This is a genomic window from Verrucomicrobiia bacterium, from assembly GCA_023953615.1.
GTDB lineage: Bacteria > Verrucomicrobiota > Verrucomicrobiia > Limisphaerales > JADLHS01 > JADLHS01.
Map to the genome: position 1 here is coordinate 110,692 of JAMLJH010000001.1, position 23,198 is coordinate 133,889.

Genomic DNA, 23,198 nt, shown 5'->3' on the forward strand with positions numbered 1-23,198 from the left:
ATAAGCTGATGACGCCAGCGCGAAGCTGTATCCCGGTAGATATGCTCTCTCTGTTCATGGGGCGACAGTATTTTGCCCCTTGTTTCGGGTCAAGGAGTGTTTCAGCCTCACGCCGGGCAACTTGGACTGCGCCGGCAGAGCGCAGCGGCGACGGCGCCTTCGGACGGACGAGTGGAGTTCATCGTCATTCTGGCAAAGGTGGAACTAAAAAGAAAATACCCGCAGCAATCATGCACAGACCGGCGATCAACTTCCAAGCAAAGCGTGGACCCGAGATGGCGCGGACTAACGCGGCAACACCGATGGCGATGCCCAGAATAGCTGGCTCTATCAGATTCGCGAGGCTCTTTCGGCCCGTGGATAGGTCGGAGAACATCAGGCCCGTCCATACCAAAAATGGTAAAACGAACGCCAGCAACTCCCAAGTGTTCCAGTGAGCTTTGCGCCGCGTTAAGAAGACAACCGGAGCGGTAAGTACTGCGCCAACAATAGTCTGTAAGCTCCAAGCGAATCCAATAATGATGACTGATTCCATACGTGTGCCACCGCTGAACCTTTAAGGAGATTGCGTTTTGCAATCTCTCTCTGTGCTCATAGGGTGACAGTATTTTGCCCCTTATTTTGGGTCAAGGAGTGTTTCAGCCTCACGCCGGGCAACTTGGACTGCGCCGGCAGAGCGTAGCGGCGACGGCGCCTTCGGACGGGCGAGTGGTCATCAGATAAGAGCAAGTTTTCGGGCGCGCGAAAAGCGGTGTCGCGCTCCGCTTGCCACCGCACTCCAAGATCGCTCCGGCCAGATGGCGGCGCTTCCGGCGATACTCCAATTTCAGACGGAGGCCGTGGTTTTGTTTCCGCGAAAACTCCGCCACCAGTCCAGAGGCAACAGGCCGAGCGCAATCAGGCCGAGTTGACTGAACACGAAAAGCATGAGCCATTTGAACGCCGCATCCATGAACCCATAACTGTGCAGGCCGATGCCCAGCATGTTCGTGCCGAACCACGACCACGCCGTGATGATGTTGCCGAAGATGGCGAGATTCATCAGGCCGCGGTCGCGCACCATGCCGCCCCAGCGCGCGTGCAAAATGAGCGCGTTCCAAATCACGATCAACAACGCGCCATTCTCCTTGGGATCCCAACCCCAGAAGCGGCCCCACGATTGATCCGCCCAGATGCCGCCCAGCACCGTGCCCGCAAAGCTGAAGAGCGTGGCAAAGCAAACAATGGCGTAAACCATCTTCACCAGCGCCTTGCTGAGCGCAAACTCCTTCCGCACGGCCAGGATCGGCGTGAACACGCCCAGCACCACATACGTGATGGCCAGCAATCCCGCAAAGAACGTGGACGCGTAACCCAGCGTCACCACCACCACGTGCGACGCCAGCCAGAAATTGGTGTCCAACACCGCGCGCATCATTTCCATCGTGTCGCCGCCCAGCGCGAGGTTATGCGCAATCAACAGCGTGATGAAGCCCGCCAGCCCCGCCATCGCGCTGCCCAGCCCCACCTTGTAAATCCGTTCCAACAACAACCCCAGGACGCACGCGCCCCAGCCGATGAAAATTGCCGACGAATACAGGTTGGTAACCGGGGGACGCCCTTCCAACGTCATGCGGAAAATCAAGCCCGCCGTATGCGCCAGAAACGCCAGCACGATGAGGTAAAAGGCGGAACGTCGCAACGCTTCGGAAACCAGCGGCCACGCTCCGAGCGTCAACAAGGCGATGCCGGCCAGCACAAACGCCGCGATGTAAATGATCGTCGCGTGCAAAAACAGTTTGGTGCGGTTGAAGTAAAATTCCGCGCGGCCTTTGCTCACCTCTTTTGCGAAGTCCGCCCCCAGCCAGTTCTTGTAACCCGCCACGGCACTGTTGAATTCCGCGGAATCGCGCTGCGCGTAGCCCTCCGCCATCCGCGCGTAAAACATCACCACCGGCGAAATTTTTTGATCACGAATTGAATCCAGCAAACTCGTGCCGACAAAGACCCACGCCTCACGGTCCTCCTGGGGATGCGTGGGCGGCACGACGCGCGGATAGGATTGGTTGGCGGCGGCCTCAACCGTGCGCGCCAGTTTCAGAAAATGCTCCCGTGCCGCCTGGTCTTCCGCACTGCCGGCCGCCTGCGCGCGCAACGCCTGGATGCCCGCCGGCATGGCCGCTTGATAATCGGCGAGGAACTGCACGAAATTCGTCACCCCCTCGGGCTTGATGCTGTGCTTCAACCGCTGGTAGATGCTCAGCGCGTTGGCCAGCTTCAACAGTTGTTGCTGATACGTCGTGCGCACCGAAGCGTCCAACTGGCCCGCCGCGCCGGCCTGCGTCATGATTTCGTCCAGGCTCGGCCGCAGAGCGTTATAGGAATAATAGTGCAACCCTGATTTTTCCGTGCCCTGGCCATCGAGTTTCAACTCGCTGATCAGGTCCGGATGGTGCATCAGAAAGATGTCGCGGGTATCGGCCACCTCGGGTTGAAAACAAACCTCCAGCAACCATTCTGAAGAACGCAGCTTCTTGCCGTGCCGCCAGAATTGCCAGGACGGCACCGACTCAATGGGCAGATCACCCGTGCTGCGGATTTGCAACAGGGAATTGCGCGCGACGGAATCCAGCGGCTGCACGCGGCCATTCAGCAACGCGGGCAGGCGGCCAAATTCGGCGACGTGCATTTCGCCGTCGGCTTTGGGTTTCATCACCATCACCATTTCCAATCCGAAGATGGCGAGGCAGAACCAGGGAAAAATTTTCAGAATGACTTTCATGCGGTTGCTTTTCTGCGTCGGGTCGCGAAGCCCACCAGGTGGATCATAAACTGCCAGATCATTCCCGCCGCCACGAGGACGCAGGCGAAGTACGGCGTGAGCCAGCCGGGATTATCCACCACCTGCAGTACGGTCGCCTGCTCGGTCGCTTCATCGTAACTGGCCTGGAAAAAGGTTTTGCCGCCGTAACGCAGCGGTTCGTTCATCCGGATGGTCAGTTCGCGGTTCTCCCCGGTGTCAGGACGATCCAAACGGACGCGACTGGAAAAGTTCTTCGGAATGGCCGTGCCGGCGTACCGGTCAAAGCGAAAATCAATCAGGTGCAGATAAAACGGTTTGTAGTAACGCTCGGGGCGCAGCGCCAACTGATAATCCCGCCCGCCCGCGCTCAAGGTTTGCGGTCGCGCAAAGTGTCCGGAGACAAAAACGTCCCGCTTCTCCCCGGTGGGGCTGATCAACTCGACAATGGCGGAAGGCACGTCGCGACGATTCATCTCGGTCACCCGCGGCAACCCGCGCCACCACACCTTGAAATCCTCCGTGTTCTCGGCTTGGACCGGTTCAAACCCGTCGGTGGCCTTGGTGGCGACGGCCGAGTTCGCGTAAAAGGCCAAAGGCCGCACGTCAAACGGCAGCTCCGGATTGGCCAACTCCCGATCGTGCGTCAGCAGGCTGACCGGGATGGCCACCACCTTGTCCTCCTTGGGATCGGACGTGTCCACAATCGCCAGTTCCCAGCGGCCGTTGGATTCCGAGTAGTTGGACGCTTCCCCCTCCTGAATGGTCATGTAACTTTCCACCGAGAGCGTATCCGTGAGGAATTGTCCGAGCAGCAACAGCACAATCCCCAAATGGATCATCACGATGCCCACGTGCTTCCAGCCCTTGCGGTAGTAGCGCAAATGCGCGACGAACAAATTGATCAGGAACAAGCCGCCGACCAGATAACCGCCGGGGAAAATGGGCAGACGCCAATTCGCGCCGGACGGCTGCCAGTAGATGAACCAACTGCGGAAAAACTCGTGCTGCGCCTGGAACAATCCCAATTTCACCTGGGCCAGCGTCCCCCAGAATACCAGGATCAAACCCAACGCCAGTAGAACCACCGCCAGTTTGACGGAGGAGAAAAAATTAAAGAGCCACTTGCCCATGTTAGTACTTCACTCCCTTGACGAACGCGGCAAACGCCTCCTTTTGCGCCTGCACCAATTTTTCGTCGCCCATCAATTTGTAAAACCAAGTCGCGCCATTCTGCGGGACGATGGCCGCCACGGTCAACGTCGGTTTCTGGGTGCGCGCGTCAGCGCCGCTCATCTCGATCAACGTAGCCGCGCCGACGCTCGTTTCAATCTTCCGCGCCTGGCGTTCCACTTCGGCATCGCTCCAGGGCGGCAAGCCCAATTGTCCCCGCCAACGATTCACATTGGCGACCAATCCGCCACCGTCGCCCGGCGACGTGCTGACGTTCACCGCCGCCTGCTCCCCGGCGGGATCAGCAATCACAAACTTCGCGAACAAAAACTGGCCGCCGTCCATTTCCTGCCAACCGCCCGGCACCGTCCAGGTCGGCCCTCCCTGACGCGTGCGAGCCGCGGCTGTCGCCCCGGGGCCGCGGTCGCCAGCCAGCGGCGGATGTCCCGCCGGTAATTCCGGACCCGGCGCCGCTTCAATCTTTACCGATTGCAGAAACTGTAAAAACTTCGGCTTCTCCGCCTCGACCAATTCACCGTCGCCTTGCAACTTGAAGAACCAACTATTTGCGCCCCGGTGCAACATGACGGTGACGATGCGCGTTTCCGCTCCGGACGCCGATGACCCGTTGATCTCGAACATTTTCGCCGGCTCGCCGCCAACCGCGACGGATTTGAGCTGCTCCGCGGCTTCCGCTTCCGCCAATTCCGGCATGCCGACCTGTTGCCGCCACATGTTGACGATCAACGCCTCGCGCCCATCCATTCCGGGCAACGGAGTAATGGCGACCTGGGCCATTTGGTTGCTCGCTCCCCGGATACTGAAACCCGCCACGCGCATCTGGCCGGCGCCCTCATCGTGCCAGCCCGCCGGGACGGTATAAGTGACCTCCGGTTGCGCGGGCATCGCGTGCGGATTTTCTCCGGGCGCATGGATGTGATGGGCGTCGGTTGCAACCGCGGGCGGACGCTCCTTTGGAACGTGATACACGCGGATTTTATCCGCTGCCGAAGCGGTCAGAATCCCGCACATAAAAATGCCGAGATGCCACTGCCATCGGTAAGGAAAAACCACCTGCGGATAACGACGCATCCTCTGTTTGTACTTTTTTTACCCCTCGACGGCAAGCCGCGCTTTAGCGCCATTCAACACGACCCCACCGCGCGCAACTGGTTCTCGTAGTCATACTCAAAGACCCGCCGGCTATCGTTGGTCAGGTTGCTGTTGAAGTCATGGGAAAAGGAGATGGCAGATGGGAGATGGAAGTTGCTTACCATGTTACTAGTTCTACTTCTTCTTCATCAAACTGCGGGAAAGTTTATTCACCACCACTGCCTGTCTCTGAGCGGCAGTGAAAACTCGCTTGCCGTTGGCTCCAATCGAATTTCCACAACGTATCGGAAGTTTTGAGCTTCGGCACTATACCAAAAATTCTTAAACGCTAAGATTCTAGCCTCGTCATATTGGACCTGGAGCAGCTTGGGTTGTTTCCATGTGATTTTGAGTCCTTTAATGTGGTCGGCGGCAAAGACGGCCGGATTGATCCGTTCATCAGACGGGCGCTTGCCTCCCGTCTGCACCAGATAGATCGAGGTGACCGTTGAAGTGGTTGCACCGGCATCACCTTCGACTAACACGGCCTCTATTTGGGAGTCGGGAGACTTGAAGCGGTTCACCTCTTTGTATTCCCATTTACCCGCCAGCGTATCATCGCCACAACCAGCCACCAAGCACACTCCAGCGAGAGCGGTCAATTGCCAAATCAATAAATGTATTAATTTCATCTCAAAATTTTCAACCACATGGGCCTGGCCTTTTTAGGGTGGATAATAAGCGTGCGCCAGTGCGGCATGGTCCGTTCGGGCGAGCAACCCGCCAATCCCGCTGGCGCTTGGCCGCGTGCCGCTGCGAGTGGCATTGGTCAGTTCATTCAGCGTGTTCACTTTTGAAAAGCCGCGCCCGTGCAAAACTCATGACATGTCGGGTGCATTGGTCGGACGTGTACGGTTCGCTTTATTGACTGTCCGTATCAAGAAAGTAGTCAAAGTTTCCGCGAGTAAGCCGGCCAGTCAAAAGTGCCGATACCTGCTCAAGAGCCTCACCAATCACAGGGTAGGATTCATACATTGGATCATTATCGCCGTACCCTAGGATCAGTCTGATTTTCTCAAACTCTTCACTGCTCAATGTAACAGTGCTAACGAGCAAGTCGTTTGACTTATTGAAGATTGAAATATACCGGTGTAATTTCGCAGGGTTTCTCATTGTATTCACGGTTCCACACATTTAGTTGAATCCGCAGGTTTGAGTTGCGCACCAGAATTTCCATCGAATTCACCAAGATGCCATACGGATCGTAGTTGTAGCGCGCCACCACCTGGCCGTTGGTGTTGATCAAACACGTCACGTTGCCGTTGCCATCACAGTGATAATAGGCGTACGCCAGTGCGGATTCCGGAGTGTGGAGTGCGGAATGGTCCGCTCGGGCGAGCACCCCACCAATCCCGCCCGGCACCTTGTCCGGCAGACCGAACAGATCTTTGATTAGCGTTGCCATGATAAAAAAGAGTCGCTTCACACCAATGCCGCTTTGCGTTCATGCAGCCAGTTCACTGCCGCATCGAGGTTTTCCAGCTCGCCCAACCACTTCACGTTCAGTTTGGACTTCAACCCGCCCCGGTCGAACAGCGCCAGGCAGGGTTGATCCACGAACCGGCTGGTGTACTTGATCGCTTCAAACCCCGCCGGATGCTGCTGCAATGCCAGTGCCCAGTCCTGCGGGATGCTGAGGTCCTCGTCGAGGAGGCTGGACTTGTCCACGCCCATGGCCTCTCTCGTTCGCTCCGTGCTTACGGCGCAGACCCGGAGTTCCGGGACGGTGATCTGGCTGACGCACCGGCCGGTCCATTTGCTGATGGCAATGGTGCAGTCGTTCTGAAACACATCATCTCCGAACCCTTCCCACAGGCACGTTTGAATGTTCGCCCCGACGTAAAGCAGCGGGTAAAGGGAACGGGCATGCGAGAACCGGTGATAGTCATGAATCCCAAAGTCCAGCGCCGGCACCGCCGCCCGATGCACGCGAAACCACGTTCGCGCCGGTTGCCGCGTGACCGGAATGGTTTTGGTGTCGAAATCCGCCCCGGGCCGAAGCAGGGTGCGGGCGGGCCTGGGCTTACCCGGCATAGGCTTGGGCGGCCTGACAGACCTGCTTCACCTTGCCTTCCCGCAGCAAGTCCAACGGCCGCTTGCCGCCGAGACTCGACTTCGTTTGCAGAAAGAAAAGGAGCTTCCCCCAGGCATCCAAGCCTGGATCTTGATTGAGGCCATCGAGCACTTCCGTCAACCCGGCCAGCACCTGGCCATGCTCGTCAAACTGCCAGCGCGGAAACCGCGCGGCCTGCAGGCGCTCCTCACGCCACGCCAGCAACCGTCCGGCCTCCAGCCGCTTCAACACGGCGGTTTTGGAAATTCGCAGCAGCCGCGCCACCTCTTCCGAGGACAGGCTGCCACCCTCCGCCTCCGCCAGTTTCTGCCGCGCCTCCATGCCCCGGGCCACCGCCAGCGCGAACTTGTCCTGGCGCGTCTCTTTCGTCCCGATGGTCATGGTGAACGCCATATAGGCCAGGCGAGCCAGGGCGGTTGAACTCTGTCCGCGGTGCTTGCGGATGACCTCGGTAAACTCCTTTACCACCGCCCGCTTTTCGGCCGGTAAATCCTCCAGCACGATGCTGGTTTCAAGTGTCTTTGGCATATCTGACTGTAGAATCGTCTCGTCTTGGTTGATTGTCAACCTTGTAAACCTAGAACACCAGCCCAATTTCCGTAAATCTTGGCCAAAGTGGCCTCAGCCACGGACTACGTTGGTCTGCAACCACGCGCTGCCCGTCCAGCCATAGTCTCGCAGCCGGCCTGACGGCGCGGGGCGGCGAGCATTGGGGTGAGTTGTTGCGCCAGAGATTTCCTCGTCACCGTTGGTACGAAACAGTCACTTCCTTCGACGGCTACTCGACGTTAATTTTTCTTGTCGTTAAGTCGCTTGCACAGGTCTTCCGTTTCCTTTGAGGAGAACATTTCGCAGCCTGCCTCCACAATAGTCTGAAGATCCTCTCTCGATTTGATCTGCTTGAGAGTGACACCTTGGATTGCTCGAGCGAAAACCTTCCCCTTCTTCGCTTTAAGGCTGTATGCAACTAACGAAGTAACTGTGTCCAACCTATCCTTTTCATCCAACACATCACCGACAGAATTCGTCTTTGAATCTTTCAAAGCAAGCATCCTATTTAGCATCATGCTCTCATAAACATCTAACCTATCATTCTTCAACGCTAAATAAGCGCCAGCAGTAATATTACGATCACTGCCAAGACGAAGCACGTTTGTCGCGGCGACAAAGGCCTCATCATTGCGTTCGAGCATAAGTTTAGCTCCGCCAAGCAAATCCCATCCCTTCCAATCGTTTGTGTATGTGTTGACGTACAACTGCGCCAAATCTGCCGCTTGGGAAAACAGACCGCATAAGGCATACGTCCTCGCGATGGGGAGCTTCATCTTGACGGTCATGTTATTCGAATTCGAAAGGTAGAAGCTGATCATTTTCAGCGTCGTGTCTTCCCCGCTAAATTTTGTGGCTTGTTCGAGCGTCAGTTTGCCGTCCGCATACTGTTCAAGTTTTTCGCGGATTCTTGTTGACTCCCCGGCTGAGAGCTTCGGGAAATCAAGCTCGCCCGCCGACAGCGGTGAGGAAAAACAAACCAACACTGCCAAAAGGCATACTAAATACAATTCATTCATAATTTTAGCAGTTGAAGACTAAATCCTAAAACCTACGGCTAAATCCAATCTTCGCTGATGTACACTTTTCCAGCTTAAAACCGCCTCTTTCAAATCCAATTTCAAGGAAAAGAGGCCAGTTCTTGGTTTTGTTCACTCATGGCCTTCACGCCAACGTGCCTTTCCGCCACCGGTACAGTCACGTTGTTGGCATTCCGTTCCTGCACCACCGTCATGCCGTCATAGATATACCGAACCTCATTGGTCTGCAACCATGCGCTGCCCGTCCAGCCATAGTCCTGCCGCCGGCCTGACGGCGCGGATCTGCGAACATTTCGGAACATTCAACCCGCAAGCAGCATTCGGAGTTTCCAGCGACCACTGATTTCTTTCTCGCCGTTTGTGCAGGACATCGGTGTTGCGTTTCAAAGTTCGTTCTCCTCTAACTCGACAAAATTCTCTGTGTGATAACCGGAATAGATTTTCCCTGTCTTCCGGTTCACAACAACACAGTGACCAGGCATATTCGAAATTTCCCCCAAGAAAATGTAAGCGACTCCGCGACGAAACGGATACTTTCGGTGGAAACTGACTGGTGTCGGCGAAGGTTCAAATTTAACCAGACTGAGCTTTCTTGGCATTTTAGACATAAAACTCAATTGCTGCGTGTTGGTCGGTCGACATAGGCAGCGCTCCAAATTACGGGCTTAGGTTCAACCGTGCTAACTCTTGCAGACTCGCGAAAGCCGTCTTGCGCGATCTCCAAAAGAACACTGTTGGTCATTCCACGATCCATAGGAAATTTCACAGCTTGGGGGCAGTAGTAAGGATTCGGTAAGGGTTCTCCAAAAAAACCTGGGAAAGTCGGCTGATTCCGCAGGTCTTCTCGGCGCTGCTCTTCGATTGTCTTTCCATTCTCTCTCGCTCTATTCGCTCTTTCAGCATCTACCCCCAAATTCTCAATTATGCCTATCACGGGTGCAACTATGTCGTTCAGTCTTCCCAAAAAAGCTCTCCACGTTCTCAGGCCTGCTCTCGACAAACGTCCAACGACTTGGCGGGTGGTCTTGTTGAATAATCGCCCTTCGGTATCTACCACCTGATTCTTGTCATAAATATGACCGTGCGGAACGCTCGGCCAAGTATCGACATCAGTCTTATGCACGGTTACCCTCTCGCCATCAATTTTACAGGAGGCAAGTCCAAACAAATCAATCTGATCGATCGGACTGTTTCCAGCCATTCGATGGAGGTTCCAAGTATTCTGTGCCCACACACTTAACGGTTCAGCGCCAAATTCTCCGTCGGTTGATTCATCTCCACCATCGGAATTGTTCCACGGCGTTATACCCGCAGTCATGACTGGCAAGCTGCCGATGTCGCCCAACGGGTCTTGATTCAGCCACCGCTGCAAATTGGGCTCATAGAATCTGTATCCATAGTAATAAAGCCCGGCGTTGTTGTGCCATTCCTTGCTGCTGAAGCGGTAGGTATTGGCTTCGGCCAACGGACCAGACATGCCCAGCAGGTTGCCGTAGGGATCGTAACTGTAACGCGCCACCACCTGGCCGTTGGTGTTGATCAAACACGTCACATTGCCGTTGCCATCACAATGATAATAGGCGTGCGCCAGTGCGGATTGCGGAGTGTGGAGTGCGGAATGGTCCGTTCGGGCGAGCAACCCGCCAATCCCGCCAGCACCTTGCAAGGTGCCGCTCAAATCATTGCCCCGGGTGTAACTGACCAGGGCCAGATTGTTGGCATTGCGTTCCTGCACCACCGTCATGCCGTCATAGATATACCGGACCTCATTGGTTAGCAACCATGCACTGCCCGTCCAGCCGTAGTCCTGTTGCACCCGCTTGCGCCCAAACGCGTCATACCGGAACTCGCTCTTCCACGCGCTCGCCACGTACACGTTGGTCAACTGGTTCTCGTAGTCATACTCAAAGACCCGGCGGCTGTCGTTGGTCAGATTGCCGTTGAGATCGTACGTGAAGGAGTTAGTAGCTGGGAGATAGAAGTTAGCAGTGTCAGAGGCGGTGCGATCATACGTGTCCTTGGCCGTGGCGGTGTAGCTGTTGTTCCCGTTGGCCAGTGTGGCATTGGTTTTGGCCCACGCGCCGTCGGCATACAACAAAGCGTTGCCAGTTGTCAGCCCCGTGCCGTTCACTACCTTCTGGCTATCAATTAATGATCTCACCAGCCTCTATAAGTTTGTAGCCGCTAAAGCCCTTTTGGTTCAAAAGGTGTATTGCATCTTCAGTCAGAAAGATTGCGCTGGAACGAAACTGCCTGATCTGGAAGATTTTTTTCCCACCCAATAATTGTTTGGATACAATTAATCCTACCTGCTTAAAGTTGTACTGCTTGACGCCGCAGGTTTTACATTCTCGTTTCAAATAGACTCCACTGGCCGACTCGTTGAGTGGCACGCGAAAATTTGGGCGTAGCCAGTAAAGTTTTGGCCCTGTATAGGGAAATGGAACTCTCTTGGCGCGGGTACGCTCGCTCGGCTCTTTGATCTCGACAGACGCATAAGAACATTCAAATTCAAACTCACTTAGATAATTGCGGACAGTGGCTTTGACGACACAGGTAAAGCCACACCACGCAAAATCACCGATATTCTCAGTGCCCGGCTCCCACTCAATCTGGAGTGGCGGGATAAGCCGCTCGCTCGTTATTCCGCAATCAGGGCAAAGTCTGCCATCAGACCAAGTGCCTACGTGCGCATACTGGGCGAACTTTCCTGGCTGCATCAAGCCTCTGATAAGGAAAAACTTCATAAGCCGAATTCTTCAATCAGCCTGCGTCGAATTTCATTCATTTGTTCAGGCGTGACGTTATCGAAACCTCCGTATTCCTCAACCAATTCATCGGCGCGCTTGTTATATTTCCCGCCGGGATACTAATCTCCAGAACAACTCCTGTGAATGACTTTGTGTTTTTGGGTGGGAACGTCTCGGATGTTGGGATTGCCTTTTCTGCCACGCACATCGGGGTGATTGCGAACTTTGGGAGGAAGTTTAGCAACCACGCACTGCTCGTCCAGCCATAGTCCTTTTGCACCCGCTTGCACCCAGACGTCGGGACGCACGGGCTCGAGTTACGGAGTGATCTGAACGACGCGCAAGCCACCAGGCGCGATCGGGCGCGGGCGCACGGTGAAGAGAAAAGTCTGGCTCGTGCTGCCGCGGCCGTCGCTCACGGTCAAGGTAATCTCCGACGTTCCAGTTTGCTCCGCGGTTGGCAAGAGATTCAAGGTGCGGTTCGCTCCGGAACCGTTGATCACCAGATTGGCATCCGCCATGAGCATTTGATTCGTGGAAGTTGCCGTGACCACCAAGCTGTCGGCGGAGGTTTCCGCGTCGCCAACCGTAAACGGCAGCGGCGGCACCAGCGCTCCCGTCGCCACCGTCTGATCCGCAATGGTCGTGATCGTGGGCAGGAGATTCACGGACACGCTGAACGCGCGCGTCACCGCAGGACTGGTGGCGGCGCCGTCGTTGACGGTGACCGTAATGGTGGCCGAGCCACCCACGCCGGCCACGGGCGTAAACCGGATGGAGCCGGTGACATTTGGACTGGAGTAGTTTATCGTGGGATTCGGAATCAGACTCGGCCGGCTCGAGGTGGCCGTCACGGTGAGCGTTTGGGTTTCATTGGGCGAACCGCTGCTGATGCCGGACAAATTGATGGTCTGTTGCCCCGCCCCTTCATTCAACTCCAAGTCCGCCAAGGCGTCGAGCGTCGGTGGTTGGTTCACCGGGTTGACCGTGACGGTGAAAGTCCGGGTGACGATGTTGTTGCTCGCTCCGCCGTCGTTCACCCGCACGGTAATGGTGGCCGTGCCGGACGCAAACGCCACCGGGGTGAAACGCAACGTGCCCGTCGCATTGGGGCTGGTGTAATTGACCGTTGGACTGGGAATCAACGTCGGGTTGCTTGAACTAGCCGTCACCGTGAGCGTTTGCGTTTCATTCGCCGCGCCGCTGCTGATGCCGGATAAGTTCACCGTTTGCTGCCCGGCACCTTCGTTGATCGTAACGTTGGCAATCGCATCCAGTGTGGGTGGCTGGTTCACCGGGTTGACCGTGACGGTGAAGGTTCGAGTGACGATGTTGTTGCTCGCTCCGCCGTCGTTCACCCGCACGGTGATGGTGGCCGTGCCGGATTCAAACGCCACCGGGGTGAAACGCAACGTGCCCGTCGCATTGGGGCTGGTGTAATTGACCGTTGGACTGGGAATCAGCGTCGGGTTGCTTGAACTGGCCGTCACCGTGAGCGTTTGCGTTTCATTCGCCGCGCCGCTGCTGATGCCGGATAGATTGAGCGTTTGCTGCCCGGCGCCTTCGTTGATCGTAACGTTGGCAATCGCATCCAGTGTGGGTGGCTGGTTCACCGGGGCGAGTGGTTGGTGCATTACTTCGTTTGAGAAAACGCTCTCGTCACCGTTGTCATTGAAGGCCGTGGCCGCGAAATAGTAAACCGCCCCCTCGATCAGTCCGGTGATGGTGGCTTCGGTCGTCGCGCCCACCGTGGTGAAGTTGGTGTAACTGCCGCTGGCCGGCCCGTAATAGATGCGGTACCCGACCACTCCCGCGTCGGGAGATGGATCCCAAGCCAGTTTGACCTCAGCCGCTCCCGCGGAAAAAGACCAGGATTGGATGATGGAAACAACAAGAAGAACGACCAGCGTTGCGAATCTCCTCCACGATACGACAGCTTGATACAACATAAGCAAAACCGCTCTCGCAAAATCGTTGCCAACTTTGGCCGCGCCGCCCGGCGTTTGATTTTACCGCACGTTTATCAACGAGTTATTTTACGTTGTTCAATTTCTGAACGGAGCATGATTTTCCATAGTGGCTCGGGCAGGTGAGAAAGTTGCCCGGCATTTGTCCAGATTTGCGCCCGCAAAACGCAACCGCCAATGAAATCCCCGGGGCGGATAAAAGTTTCACCGGGTCAGAGTCAGCCGGGCAACGAATCTCGACAGCTCGCGCACAAATTTACGCAACGTTGAGCGTATGGAGTGGTCGCGTGGCGCCGGCTAAATTTCCGCAGCGATCAAGCTCCCCGCTTCACGCTTCACGGCCCGGCGGCCCGCCGGATCGTTGCCGGCCTCGCACATTCTGCCATTGAGACACCGCCGTGAATCTGTAACCTGTGGGCCGTGCCCTGCGGGCGGCGAAAACATGATTGAGTATCTTGGCAAATTTCATCCCTTGCTGGTCCATTTGCCCATCGGCTTCCTGGTGCTATTGGGCTTGTTGGAATGGCTGGCGTTGCGTCCGGGCGGGCGGCGGCTTCACGACGCCAACCGCTTGATCCTGCTCCTCACGATTCCCGCCGCGCTGCTCAGTATCGTGCTGGGCTGGCTCATGGCGGAGAACCAGCACTACGACCCGCGCCTTTTATTTCGGCATCGCTGGCTCGGCACCGCGACGGGCGGGGCGATCCTCCTGCTTTGGGCCATCCGGCAACGCGGTTGGTTCACCGCGTATCGTCGCGGTCTGTTCGCCACGTTGATTCTGCTCGGCATCGCCAGTCACTACGGCGGTTCGCTCACGCACGGAAGCGATTTTCTCTCCTGGCCGAAAAAACGCGCGACCGTCACGCCGCCGCGTTCAACGGAAGACCTGCTGGCGCAACCGGCTTACGCCACCCTGATTCAACCGCTGTTCAACAATTACTGCACCGGCTGTCACGGCGAAACGAAAGCCAAAGGCGGCTTGCGGCTCGACAGTTCCGAACACGTACTGAAGGGCGGCGATTCCGGCTCGCTCTTCGAGCCGGCGGAAGGCGCGCCAACATTGATCGGCTGGCACCTCAATCTCCCGGATGATGACGACGATCACATGCCGCCCGAGGGCAAACCGCAATTTTCGCCCGCCCAATTGGCGGTGCTGAATTGGTGGCTTGCGACGGACAAACAGACCCAGCCCGTCACGTTGCGCGAGCTTCATCCCAGCTCCGAAATGTTGCAAACCATCCGGACCAGCTTGTCCGCGAACGCCCCGTGAGTCGGCGACCGGCCCGGTTTTTCCCATTTGAATTTATGTTGCACAGCGAACTAATTCCCGCCCCGGAACGCGGGTCGAAACACTTGATGATCATGTTGCACGGCCTGGGCGATAGCCTTGAAGGTTATCGCTGGCTGCCGGAGGCGCTGCAGTTGCCGTGGCTGAACTATTTATTGGTCAACGCGCCGGATGAATACTACGGCGGCTACTCCTGGTTTGATCTTGATGGCGACCGCGTCCCTACGATTCACCGCAGCCGCCGGTTGCTGTTCGAACTGCTCGACGCCCAACGCGATCAGGGTTTCCCGACCGAACAAACCGTCGTGGGCGGATTTTCGCAAGGCTGCTTGATGACGCTGGAAGCCGGACTGCATTACCCGCATCGGTTCGCGGGATTGGTCGGCATCAGCGGATGGATTTCCGAGTTGGACCTGGTGCTGAGCCAGTTGCCGCCGTTGGCTAAACAGCAGCGCTTCCTGGTCACACACGGCACGCATGATCCGGTGGTCCCCTGCGACATCACGCGAAAGCAGGTCAAACGCGGTCAGGAAGCGGGCTTGAATCTCGAATGGCACGAATTCCAGAAACCGCACACCATCGCGGGCGAAGAGGAGCTGCGGGTGATCCGTAAATTCATTCAGGCGGGAGCCGGCAAAACCAGTTGACCCAAACGGGGTGAACGCGACAGAAACGCGAAACCAATGGCATTTCAACTGAAAGCCGGAAACCGCGTCACGGCTGGCGGCGCACCAAAGCCAGTCCTTTGAGCAAGTCCACCGCGCGCCCCAAAGCGACATCCTGAATCAGGGGCACCTCCGGCTCGTTGTCGCGCTGACGCACGAAGCGCTCGTCCAATTCCACTCCTTCGCGACGGGCACGCACCAAATCCGCCTCGTTGGCGTGCGGTCGCCGCACGACGCGATTCGTCATCCCCGCCACGACATTCGTCCCCGCTGCGGCGGCCTGACCGTACGGATCATTCCAATAGACGCGTTCTTCCGCCGGACTGACGGAGATGGAAATATCCGGCGTCAACCCGGCGGCCAACGTGCCGATTTTTCCGCCAAATCGAATCGGGGCCGTGGCCACGCGAACCCGTTGCGCGTCCTTCAGCGTGAACTCCCTGGTCATCATCGCCGCGCCGAGAGTTTGGCTTCCCAGCACCAAACCGTGACCCGAATCGCCCACCAAAGCCGCCAGGGCTTCCGCCGCGCCCATTGTTTCGCCATTCACCAGCACGGCGATGGGCCAAAGCCAGGCGTTGGTTTTGGCGGTCGAACGCACCATGCCGTTGCCCCAGTCCAACAAATCGCGCGCTTGCGCTTCAAACAAATCCGCCGTGGCGGCGGCCGCGCCGTAGTCATTCCCCTCGGCAAAACGCAAATCCAGCACCAGCCCCTTGATCGCGGAGTTGGTTGACGCCAGCGCGGCGCAGGCTTCCCGCACCGCTTCCGCCAGCGGCCCCTCGACCTGTTGCACCCGCAGATACGCTATCGCTCCATCGAACACCATGCTTTTGGAGATGTTCGTCCAGGTTCCCGGAGCTTTTGCGTCCGAAGCCATGAGCTGCACCTTGCCGCGAAATCCATGCAACAGCCCTTCGGTGGCTTTGCGGTCAAGCTCCGCATCGGTCACGTCGGGGAGATTGGTCTGAATCAACTGACGCAGCTCGTCAAAGTCCGGCAACGCCTCGGCGCCACGGGTTGTAACTGAACCGAAAGCGAGACTCGCGATCAACAGGCAGCAACCCCAAGCAGTAAAATTTCTCATAAAACAACTGCTTCATCTTTCCGCCTGCCTCACCGTTCGGCGAGAAAAAACTTTGCGCGCCCGTGTTGCCGACGGATGCGCACCAACAAAATTGGGCATCCCGGTCCGCCGCCAATGCGCCACCGCCATTCCCCACGAACCGGATTTCCGCGCCACGAGCGGCGGCGATAAATTCCAAACGAGCGGAAAAGTTGTAGTCGCGTTCCTTCGCCAGACCGCGTTCACTATCGGCATGAAGAAACACCGATCGGAACGACCGGGTCACGCCGACGAAACTTCGGGTGGCGTCGGCATGATTCCGCAGGTTTCGAGCTTGCCTGCCGATGCGCCAGCCCGTTTACTTAGTCGGCAACCAAAACCGAGGCGGGACTTATGATTGTTTACGTAATCTGTCTGACCGTAGGGCTGCTGTTCACCTTCATCAGCGCCATCGCCAGTCATTTTTTTGGCGGACACGACGCGCCCGATATTGGCACGGGCGGCGCCGCTGAGGCGGGCTTTGATTCGAGCGGCGTCCCCGGCATTTCCTTTTTCAGCCCGACGGTGCTGAGCATTTTCGTCACGGCCTTTGGCGCGTTTGGCATGATCTTCAGCAAAATCGGGCCGACGCAAAGTCCCTGGTTGAGCGCGCCGCTGGCGCTGACGGGCGGCGGCATTGTGGCCATGTTCGGCTTCTGGCTCTTCAATGCGATGTTCAAGAAGACCCAAAGTTCCAGTGAATCGCGCGTGGGCACTTTGGTCGGACAGGTGGCTGCAATCATCACTCCCATTCCGAAGAACGGGGTGGGAGAAATCGCTTATGTGCAGGGCGGCGCGCGTTACACCGCCCCGGCGCGCACGGAGGACGGCTCACCAATTCCCTCCGGTCGCCCCGTAAAAATCACCCGCATCGTCGGCACGCAGTTTTACGTTGAAACCACCAGTTAATGTAGTGAATCCCCAACCTAAAAATTGAATCTGATCATGAATCCCACTCCCTATTTGGCCGCGTTCGGCGACCTGCCTTTGATGACCATCATCTTCAGCGTTGGCGTCATCGCGATTGTTTTCTTCATCACCGCCGGCATCTGGGCCAGCCGTTATACCAAGGTCGGCCCCAACCAGGTGCTGGTCATCTCGGGACGCAAACACCGGATTGTGGATCCGGATGGCAGCGTCCGCGACATCGGCTTCCGCGTGGTCAAGGGCGGCGGCGTCTTCGTCTGGCCGGTGGTGGAAAAAGTGGATGTGTTGTCGCTCGAATTGCTCACCATTGACGTGCAAACGCCGGAAGTCTATACGAGCAAAGGCGTGCCCGTCCGCGTGGATGGCGTGGCGCAAATCAAGGTCAAGGGTGACGATATTTCCATCGGCACGGCGGCGGAACAATTCCTGAGCAAGGGCACCGATGAGATTCGGAACATCGCCACGCAGACGATGGAAGGTCATTTGCGCGCCATTCTCGGCACGCTCACCGTCGAGGAGATTTACCAAAACCGCGACGCCTTTGCGACCAAGGTGCAGGAAGTGGCCGCCGGCGACATGGCCAACATGGGCCTGCAAATCGTCAGCTTCACCATCAAGGACATTCGCGATACGCAAGGTTATCTCGACGCCCTCGGTAAACCGCGCATCGCCCAGGTCAAGCGCGACGCGCAAATCGCGCAGGCGGAAGCCGACCGCGATGCGATGATCAAATCTTCACAAGCGCAGCAAGCTGGTCAGGAAGCCAAGTTCGTGGCCGACACCAAAATCGCCGAGGCGCAACGCGATTATCAGACCAACGTCGCGCAATACCAAGCCACGGTGAACACCCGAAAGGCCGAGGCCGATCTCGCGTACGACTTGCAGAAATACAAAACCGGTCAGCTCGTCAAGGCCGAGGAAGTTCAGGTTAATATCATCGAGAAGCAGAAACAGATCGAACTGCAACAACAGGAAATTCTGCGCAAACAACGCGAGTTGGAAGCCACCGTGCAAAAACCGGCGGATGCGGAACGTTACAAGGTCGAAACGCTGGCCAACGCCCGCAAGTTCCAGTTGGAGACGGAAGCCGCCGGTACCGCCGCCGCTGCCAAAGCTGAAGGTTTCGCCAGCGCGGACGTGCAAAAAGCCACCGGTCTGGCCGAGGCCGAGGCGAACAAAGCCAAAGGTCTGGCGGAAGCCGCCATCATCGAGGCGCAAGGCAAAGCGACCGCCGAAGCCACGCGACTCAAAGCCGAAGCATTCCAGAAATACAACGAAGCCGCCGTCATCGAACTGCTCGTCAAGGTCATGCCGGAAATCGCGGCCAAGATCGCCGAGCCGCTTTCCAAGACGGAGAAGATGGTGATCATCAATTCGGGCAACGGCCCGGGCGGCGGCGCGAGCAAACTCACCGGCGACGTGACGCAGATCATCGCGCAACTGCCGCCGGTGCTGGAGAGTTTGACCGGCGTGAAATTTGAGAAGTTGCTCGAACAAGTTCCCGCGCTGAAAAAGGCGATGGGGAAGGATGACGCGGCGAAAGGTGAATGATTGGGAGCCAGGTTATGGCCGACACCAATCAAACTGAAACCAGAGTCTGCAAACTCTGTGCGGAAACCATCAAGGCGGCGGCAGTGGTTTGTCCGCATTGTCGTTCCTGGCAAAAGCGGTGGTCTTGGACGGATCCCCGAACCACAGCGTTGCTAATGGCCGCGTTTTGGATCCTCGTCATGGTTGGTATGGGAGTGTTTTTTGAACGGGTCTTTGGGGACAAGGATGATTTTGCCACGTACCGGGATGACATTGTAATCGTCGAATCCCAAGTAAGCCAGCGACCGTCCGGCACCAATACTTACGTGACTGTGGTCGGAACGTTGACCAATGCCAGTGCGGTGAGTTGGAAAGATGTGGGCGTGGAAGCGCAATTTCTTGATTCGGCCGGCAAGCCGTTTGATGCCATCACGGTGAATGCCGAGGGTTTCCGCGGCGTGGTGGTCTTGCCGCATGGAGGCAGTACTTTCAAAATCGAAGGTCGGGCGGCGCGACCGGGAGCCGACTATTCCAACTACCGCGTCACGGTGCGTTGGGCCAAAGACGTTCGCGCCTTGTTTTAGCTCATTTATCCATGCGCCTCTTTGAAGCCATCATCGCCGCGAATCACCAAGCCGCCGCCGGCGACGCCAACGCCGGTTTGCGCCCGGCGGACTTCGCGGACGCGCTGCCGGTCGCGGCGTTGACGTGTTTTGACGCGCGACTGAATCCGCTCCTTCCAGAAGTGCTCGGCATCCCGGAGGAGTGGTTCATCTGGTTGCGCAATGCCGGCAACGTCGTGACTCATCCCACCAGCAGCACGGTTCGCTCCCTGGCGCTGGCTTGCGCGGTCAAAGGGGCCAGGGAAATCTGTGTCATCGGCCACACCGATTGCCAAATCTGCCGCACCAGCACGATGCAACTGCTGGAACGACTCAAGTCGCTGGGAGTGCAACGCCAATTATTGCCGGACAACGTCAACGAATTTTTCAACGTCTTCAGCAGTGAACGCCAAAATGTGATCAAGGCGTGCGAGGTCGTTCGGAGCAGTCATCTTATCGGTCCGCAAATTCCCGTTCACGGTCTGTTGCTGGATACTGCCACCGGACGTCTCGAGTGGTTGGTCAACGGCTATCAGAATTGGACCGCGCCGGACGCGACAGGGAGCGAGATGCTGCGCTCGACCGGCGAAACCGTGGATAAACTCAAATCGCTGGCCGAGTTTCGGTTCGGCGAAATGAAATTTCCCGAGACCAAGATCGGCGAATTCGTCGCATCAGCTGGAGATTGGTTGAGCGACAAAATCGAAACGCGGTCAACCCCGACGGAATCCACAGCAACCCCGAACACCGCGCAACCCACCACGCCCGTCGCCGCTGCCGCCGCCAAGCTGGTCGCGGCCGCGAAAGTTGTTTTGGCGCAACCGCCGCAACCGCCCGCGCAAGCGGGGCCGAAACCCATTCCCCTGCCGCCCAAGATTCCGCCGCGCATCCAAGCGCCCAAGTCCAAATTTTTCCGCCTCAAATAAGGCGCCACCCGCTACGCCAAAGAGCCGAGGTAGTTCAGTCCGAAGTGCCGCTGGTATTCGTGCATGATGTAGCGATCCGTCATGCCGGCGACATAATCACAAACCGCCCGGTGCAAGCCCTCCCGCCGGATGCGCCGGCGCGATTGCTCGCCGATTTCCTTTGGATGCCGCAGATAGAAATTGAAAACCGCCTCCAACATCCGCACCGCCCGGGTGTTGGCCTCATCCACCCGCTGGCTGAAGTAGAGGTGGCGGTAAAGGAATTTTCGCATCTCCTGGTTTTGGCGCCGGCGCGCCGGACTATACTGCACCAGCGCGGTTCGATATAAGCGAACGTCGTCCGCGCTTTGCACTCCGGCGGCGGCGATCAGCTTTTCCGAAGTCGTCACCACGTCCCGCACTTGCGCATCAATCAGCGCGCGGATGATGGCGTGGCGCCGTTGTTCCCCGGAGAGACTCCCCTGCTCTTTTCGCACCTGCCGCGCGGTTTCATTCCAAACCGCCACGTGACGATTCAATTCCGCTTCCGAAAGCAAGCCCGCATCCAGACCATCATCCAGATCGTGGCTGTAGTAAGTAATCTCATCGGCCAGATTGGCGACCTGGGCTTCCAACGACGAATGACGCGCCGCGAAACCTTTGCGTTGGCTCGGATGATCGTAAGCGGTGAAATGTTTGACCAAGCCCTCGCGAACTTCCCAGGTGAGATTCAGTCCCGAAAAATTGGCGTACTTCTGCTCCAGCGCTTCAACCACACGCAGGCTTTGCCGGTTATGCTCGAAGCCGCCGTGTCCTTTCATCAGCCGATCCAACACTTGCTCCCCACGATGCCCGAACGGTGAATGTCCCAGATCGTGCGCCAGGGCGATGGTTTCGGTGAGGTCTTCGTTGAGCCGCAAGGCCCGCGCAATGCCGCGCGCAATGGCCGCCACTTCGATCGTGTGCGTGAGCCGTGTGCGCAAATGGTCGCCCGTGCCGTTGAGAAACACCTGCGTTTTGTACTCCAACCGACGGAAAGCGCGCGAATGAATGACGCGGTCGCGGTCGCGTTGATATTCCGTCCGCCAGGACGAGGCGGCTTCCCGGTATTTGCGCCCCCGCGAATCCCCACTCATCTGCGCGTAAGCCGCGAGGGTTTGACGTTCGAGCTGTTCCAACTCCTGGCGCGTGCGCGGCATGGGACGAGGTAGTGCGGTGAAGGGCGCTGACTTAATTCGCCACGGAAATGGGCAGCGGAATGTTGCGCAGTTCAAACAACCGCCGGATCGTGTCTTCGATCAAATTGTTCGGACAACTCGCGCCGGCGGTGATACCCACCGTGATGCGCCCCAACGGAAGCCAGTTCAACGTCTCGACCTCTTTCTTCTGATGCTGGTCGTAATGCGAAATCTTTTCCGCGGAAATCATCTTGGTCGCATTTTTGATGAAATAAGTGGGCAGCACGGCTTCCCCCATTTCCGCCAGATGCGACGTGTTGGAGGAATTGTAACCGCCGATGACGATCAGAAAATCCATCTTCTCGTGCAGCATTTTTTCCAATGCGCCCTGGCGATCCTGCGTGGCGCCGCAAATCGTATCAAAAAAGCGGAAGTGTTGATCCAGATGCTCCGCGCCGTAACGGGCAATCATCGCGTCCCGCAACCGGCGCTGCACCTCCTCGGTTTCACCGCGCAGCATGGTGGTTTGATTCGCCACGCCGACCGCCTGCAAATGCAGATCCGGATCAAAATCCTGGGAATAAGCGCCTTGAAACTTGTTCAGGAACTCCTGCTTATCTCCGCCATTCTTGATGTAATTGCAGACGTAATCCGTTTCCGCGAGGTTCAGCACCACCAGATAATGACCGTTCCCCCCGGCCCGCGCTTGCGACGTGGTGGCCTTGGTTTCTTCGTGCTTGGCCTTGCCGTGAATGATGCTCGTAATGTTGTCCTTGGAATACTGCCGCACCCGCTTCCACACGCTCATCACGTCGCCGCAGGTCGTGTCCACAATGATGCAACCCTTCTCCTCAATTTTCTTGCGCGTGGCCACCTCGGTGCCAAAAGCCGGAATCAACACCGCATCGCCCGCCTGAATGCGCGCCAACTCCGCCTCCGTGGGTTTGGGAGAAATAATCTGAATGCCCATGTGACGGATTTGATCATTCACGTCCGGGTTGTGGATGATTTCGCCCAGCAGATAGATGGGCTTCTCCGGCGCGACATCGGAAAAATATTTTTTCGCCGCGTAAGCCAGATCAATGGCGCGCTCGACTCCGTAGCAAAAACCGAATTCCTTGGCCAATTTGATGGTGAGATCGCCCGCTCCGAGCACCCCGCCGTTGGCGCGGATTTTTTCCACGATCTGACTGCGATAGTGGGAGAGCACCTTGGCCTGAACCTCTTCCATGATGTCCGGGCGACGCAGATTGATTTTCTTGGGCGGCGCGATGGGCGCGGGCGTTGACATAACAAAATAAGTTTAGCTTCAGTTCATCAAACGTCGAGTAGAAACCCAACGGCCCTTCGCCAGCGCGGCGGCAGGCGCGAGGCTCATTTTTGACTTTCGCTGGGGTTGGTGGGCTTTGGCTCTAAAACCGGCATAAAGTATAGAAAAGCAGTATCGAACGAGCGCGGTCTGACCCGATGTCAGTCAGGCAAAATGAGATTGCGATCGGTCCGTTTACGAGCGT

At 57.3% G+C, this 23,198-nt stretch carries 22 protein-coding genes; 6 read left to right on the top strand and 16 right to left on the bottom strand.

Annotated features, from left to right (window positions below; translation table 11 throughout):
• Nucleotides 1–184: 184 nt before the first annotated feature.
• The 13 genes from M9920_00450 to M9920_00510 all read right to left on the bottom strand — a co-directional run bounded on the left by M9920_00450 (nt 185) and on the right by M9920_00510 (nt 13,466).
• Entirely contained in the window at nt 185–535 is a 351-nt protein-coding gene (locus M9920_00450) for a hypothetical protein (GenBank protein MCO5050762.1), read from the bottom strand.
• 291 nt (nt 536–826) lie between these two features.
• Nucleotides 827–2,761, bottom strand: a complete 1,935-nt coding sequence (gene ccsA / locus M9920_00455; GenBank protein MCO5050763.1) for a cytochrome c biogenesis protein CcsA — start codon at nt 2,759–2,761, stop codon at nt 827–829.
• Nucleotides 2,758–3,912 (bottom strand): cytochrome c biogenesis protein ResB, encoded by a 1,155-nt coding sequence (locus M9920_00460; protein MCO5050764.1) that lies wholly within the window; start codon nt 3,910–3,912, stop codon nt 2,758–2,760. Before M9920_00460 ends, ccsA begins: the two co-directional genes overlap by 4 nt.
• 1 nt (nt 3,913) lies before the next feature.
• Nucleotides 3,914–5,044, bottom strand: a complete 1,131-nt coding sequence (locus M9920_00465; protein ID MCO5050765.1) for a hypothetical protein — start codon at nt 5,042–5,044, stop codon at nt 3,914–3,916.
• A 230-nt stretch (nt 5,045–5,274) separates the two neighbouring features.
• Complete coding sequence (locus M9920_00470; protein ID MCO5050766.1) at nt 5,275–5,736, bottom strand: hypothetical protein; 462 nt, start codon at nt 5,734–5,736, stop codon at nt 5,275–5,277.
• Between the two features lie 434 nt (nt 5,737–6,170).
• Nucleotides 6,171–6,509 (bottom strand): hypothetical protein, encoded by a 339-nt coding sequence (locus M9920_00475; GenBank protein ID MCO5050767.1) that lies wholly within the window; start codon nt 6,507–6,509, stop codon nt 6,171–6,173.
• A gap of 17 nt (nt 6,510–6,526) precedes the next feature.
• Nucleotides 6,527–7,138, bottom strand: coding sequence for an RES domain-containing protein (locus M9920_00480; protein MCO5050768.1), 612 nt, complete (start codon nt 7,136–7,138; stop codon nt 6,527–6,529).
• On the bottom strand, nt 7,128–7,706 hold the full coding sequence (locus M9920_00485) for a hypothetical protein (protein MCO5050769.1): 579 nt from the start codon (nt 7,704–7,706) through the stop codon (nt 7,128–7,130). Before M9920_00485 ends, M9920_00480 begins: the two co-directional genes overlap by 11 nt.
• 260 nt (nt 7,707–7,966) lie before the next feature.
• Nucleotides 7,967–8,746 carry a hypothetical protein gene (locus M9920_00490; protein ID MCO5050770.1) on the bottom strand — a complete coding sequence of 260 codons (780 nt, stop codon included), beginning with the start codon at nt 8,744–8,746 and terminating at the stop codon, nt 7,967–7,969.
• A 101-nt stretch (nt 8,747–8,847) separates the two neighbouring features.
• Entirely contained in the window at nt 8,848–9,069 is a 222-nt protein-coding gene (locus M9920_00495) for a hypothetical protein (protein ID MCO5050771.1), read from the bottom strand.
• Between the two features lie 311 nt (nt 9,070–9,380).
• Nucleotides 9,381–10,928 (bottom strand): hypothetical protein, encoded by a 1,548-nt coding sequence (locus M9920_00500; GenBank protein MCO5050772.1) that lies wholly within the window; start codon nt 10,926–10,928, stop codon nt 9,381–9,383.
• Nucleotides 10,912–11,514 carry a hypothetical protein gene (locus M9920_00505; GenBank protein ID MCO5050773.1) on the bottom strand — a complete coding sequence of 201 codons (603 nt, stop codon included), beginning with the start codon at nt 11,512–11,514 and terminating at the stop codon, nt 10,912–10,914. The genes M9920_00500 and M9920_00505 overlap by 17 nt, the downstream gene beginning before the upstream one ends.
• A 320-nt stretch (nt 11,515–11,834) precedes the next feature.
• Entirely contained in the window at nt 11,835–13,466 is a 1,632-nt protein-coding gene (locus tag M9920_00510) for an Ig-like domain-containing protein (GenBank protein ID MCO5050774.1), read from the bottom strand.
• Between the two features lie 460 nt (nt 13,467–13,926).
• On the opposite strand from M9920_00510, the gene M9920_00515 reads away from it, so the two are divergent.
• Nucleotides 13,927–14,754, top strand: coding sequence for a hypothetical protein (locus M9920_00515; GenBank protein MCO5050775.1), 828 nt, complete (start codon nt 13,927–13,929; stop codon nt 14,752–14,754).
• Between the two features lie 35 nt (nt 14,755–14,789).
• Nucleotides 14,790–15,419: a serine esterase gene (locus M9920_00520; protein MCO5050776.1), complete on the top strand. Its 630-nt coding sequence runs from the start codon at nt 14,790–14,792 to the stop codon at nt 15,417–15,419.
• Between the two features lie 67 nt (nt 15,420–15,486).
• Here the strand turns inward: M9920_00520 and M9920_00525 are convergent, their stop codons facing one another.
• Complete coding sequence (locus M9920_00525; protein MCO5050777.1) at nt 15,487–16,524, bottom strand: S41 family peptidase; 1,038 nt, start codon at nt 16,522–16,524, stop codon at nt 15,487–15,489.
• A gap of 372 nt (nt 16,525–16,896) precedes the next feature.
• Between M9920_00525 and M9920_00530 the strand changes: the two genes are divergently transcribed.
• From M9920_00530 to M9920_00545, 4 genes are read left to right on the top strand one after another with little or no spacing between them, the layout of a single operon-like run.
• The gene (locus M9920_00530; protein ID MCO5050778.1) at nt 16,897–17,451 is read left to right on the top strand and encodes an NfeD family protein; all 555 of its coding nucleotides are present in this window, start codon (nt 16,897–16,899) and stop codon (nt 17,449–17,451) included.
• Between the two features lie 36 nt (nt 17,452–17,487).
• Entirely contained in the window at nt 17,488–19,020 is a 1,533-nt protein-coding gene (locus M9920_00535) for an SPFH domain-containing protein (GenBank protein MCO5050779.1), read from the top strand.
• A gap of 14 nt (nt 19,021–19,034) precedes the next feature.
• Nucleotides 19,035–19,583 carry a hypothetical protein gene (locus tag M9920_00540; protein MCO5050780.1) on the top strand — a complete coding sequence of 183 codons (549 nt, stop codon included), beginning with the start codon at nt 19,035–19,037 and terminating at the stop codon, nt 19,581–19,583.
• Between the two features lie 11 nt (nt 19,584–19,594).
• On the top strand, nt 19,595–20,527 hold the full coding sequence (locus tag M9920_00545; protein MCO5050781.1) for a hypothetical protein: 933 nt from the start codon (nt 19,595–19,597) through the stop codon (nt 20,525–20,527).
• 11 nt (nt 20,528–20,538) lie between these two features.
• Here M9920_00545 and M9920_00550 read toward each other — a convergent pair whose 3' ends face one another.
• Together M9920_00550 and M9920_00555 are read right to left on the bottom strand one after the other, a co-directional pair.
• Nucleotides 20,539–21,705 carry a deoxyguanosinetriphosphate triphosphohydrolase gene (locus tag M9920_00550; protein ID MCO5050782.1) on the bottom strand — a complete coding sequence of 389 codons (1,167 nt, stop codon included), beginning with the start codon at nt 21,703–21,705 and terminating at the stop codon, nt 20,539–20,541.
• Between the two features lie 31 nt (nt 21,706–21,736).
• A complete protein-coding gene (locus tag M9920_00555) occupies nt 21,737–22,975 on the bottom strand; it encodes a 4-hydroxy-3-methylbut-2-enyl diphosphate reductase (GenBank protein ID MCO5050783.1) in 1,239 nt (412 codons plus the stop codon).
• Nucleotides 22,976–23,198: the final 223 nt, after the last annotated feature.

Bases quoted from the DNA above. Each gene is read 5' to 3' on its own strand.
- M9920_00450 (MCO5050762.1), bottom strand. From the start codon at position 535: ATGGAATCAGTCATCATTATTGGATTCGCTTGGAGCTTACAGACTATT.
- ccsA (MCO5050763.1), bottom strand. From the start codon at position 2,761: ATGAAAGTCATTCTGAAAATTTTTCCCTGGTTCTGCCTCGCCATCTTC.
- M9920_00460 (MCO5050764.1), bottom strand. From the start codon at position 3,912: ATGGGCAAGTGGCTCTTTAATTTTTTCTCCTCCGTCAAACTGGCGGTG.
- M9920_00465 (MCO5050765.1), bottom strand. From the start codon at position 5,044: ATGCGTCGTTATCCGCAGGTGGTTTTTCCTTACCGATGGCAGTGGCAT.
- M9920_00470 (MCO5050766.1), bottom strand. From the start codon at position 5,736: ATGAAATTAATACATTTATTGATTTGGCAATTGACCGCTCTCGCTGGA.
- M9920_00475 (MCO5050767.1), bottom strand. From the start codon at position 6,509: ATGGCAACGCTAATCAAAGATCTGTTCGGTCTGCCGGACAAGGTGCCG.
- M9920_00480 (MCO5050768.1), bottom strand. From the start codon at position 7,138: ATGCCGGGTAAGCCCAGGCCCGCCCGCACCCTGCTTCGGCCCGGGGCG.
- M9920_00485 (MCO5050769.1), bottom strand. From the start codon at position 7,706: ATGCCAAAGACACTTGAAACCAGCATCGTGCTGGAGGATTTACCGGCC.
- M9920_00490 (MCO5050770.1), bottom strand. From the start codon at position 8,746: ATGAATGAATTGTATTTAGTATGCCTTTTGGCAGTGTTGGTTTGTTTT.
- M9920_00495 (MCO5050771.1), bottom strand. From the start codon at position 9,069: ATGTTCCGAAATGTTCGCAGATCCGCGCCGTCAGGCCGGCGGCAGGAC.
- M9920_00505 (MCO5050773.1), bottom strand. From the start codon at position 11,514: ATGAAGTTTTTCCTTATCAGAGGCTTGATGCAGCCAGGAAAGTTCGCC.
- M9920_00510 (MCO5050774.1), bottom strand. From the start codon at position 13,466: ATGTTGTATCAAGCTGTCGTATCGTGGAGGAGATTCGCAACGCTGGTC.
- M9920_00515 (MCO5050775.1), top strand. From the start codon at position 13,927: ATGATTGAGTATCTTGGCAAATTTCATCCCTTGCTGGTCCATTTGCCC.
- M9920_00520 (MCO5050776.1), top strand. From the start codon at position 14,790: ATGTTGCACAGCGAACTAATTCCCGCCCCGGAACGCGGGTCGAAACAC.
- M9920_00525 (MCO5050777.1), bottom strand. From the start codon at position 16,524: ATGAGAAATTTTACTGCTTGGGGTTGCTGCCTGTTGATCGCGAGTCTC.
- M9920_00530 (MCO5050778.1), top strand. From the start codon at position 16,897: ATGATTGTTTACGTAATCTGTCTGACCGTAGGGCTGCTGTTCACCTTC.
- M9920_00535 (MCO5050779.1), top strand. From the start codon at position 17,488: ATGAATCCCACTCCCTATTTGGCCGCGTTCGGCGACCTGCCTTTGATG.
- M9920_00540 (MCO5050780.1), top strand. From the start codon at position 19,035: ATGGCCGACACCAATCAAACTGAAACCAGAGTCTGCAAACTCTGTGCG.
- M9920_00545 (MCO5050781.1), top strand. From the start codon at position 19,595: ATGCGCCTCTTTGAAGCCATCATCGCCGCGAATCACCAAGCCGCCGCC.
- M9920_00550 (MCO5050782.1), bottom strand. From the start codon at position 21,705: ATGCCGCGCACGCGCCAGGAGTTGGAACAGCTCGAACGTCAAACCCTC.
- M9920_00555 (MCO5050783.1), bottom strand. From the start codon at position 22,975: ATGTCAACGCCCGCGCCCATCGCGCCGCCCAAGAAAATCAATCTGCGT.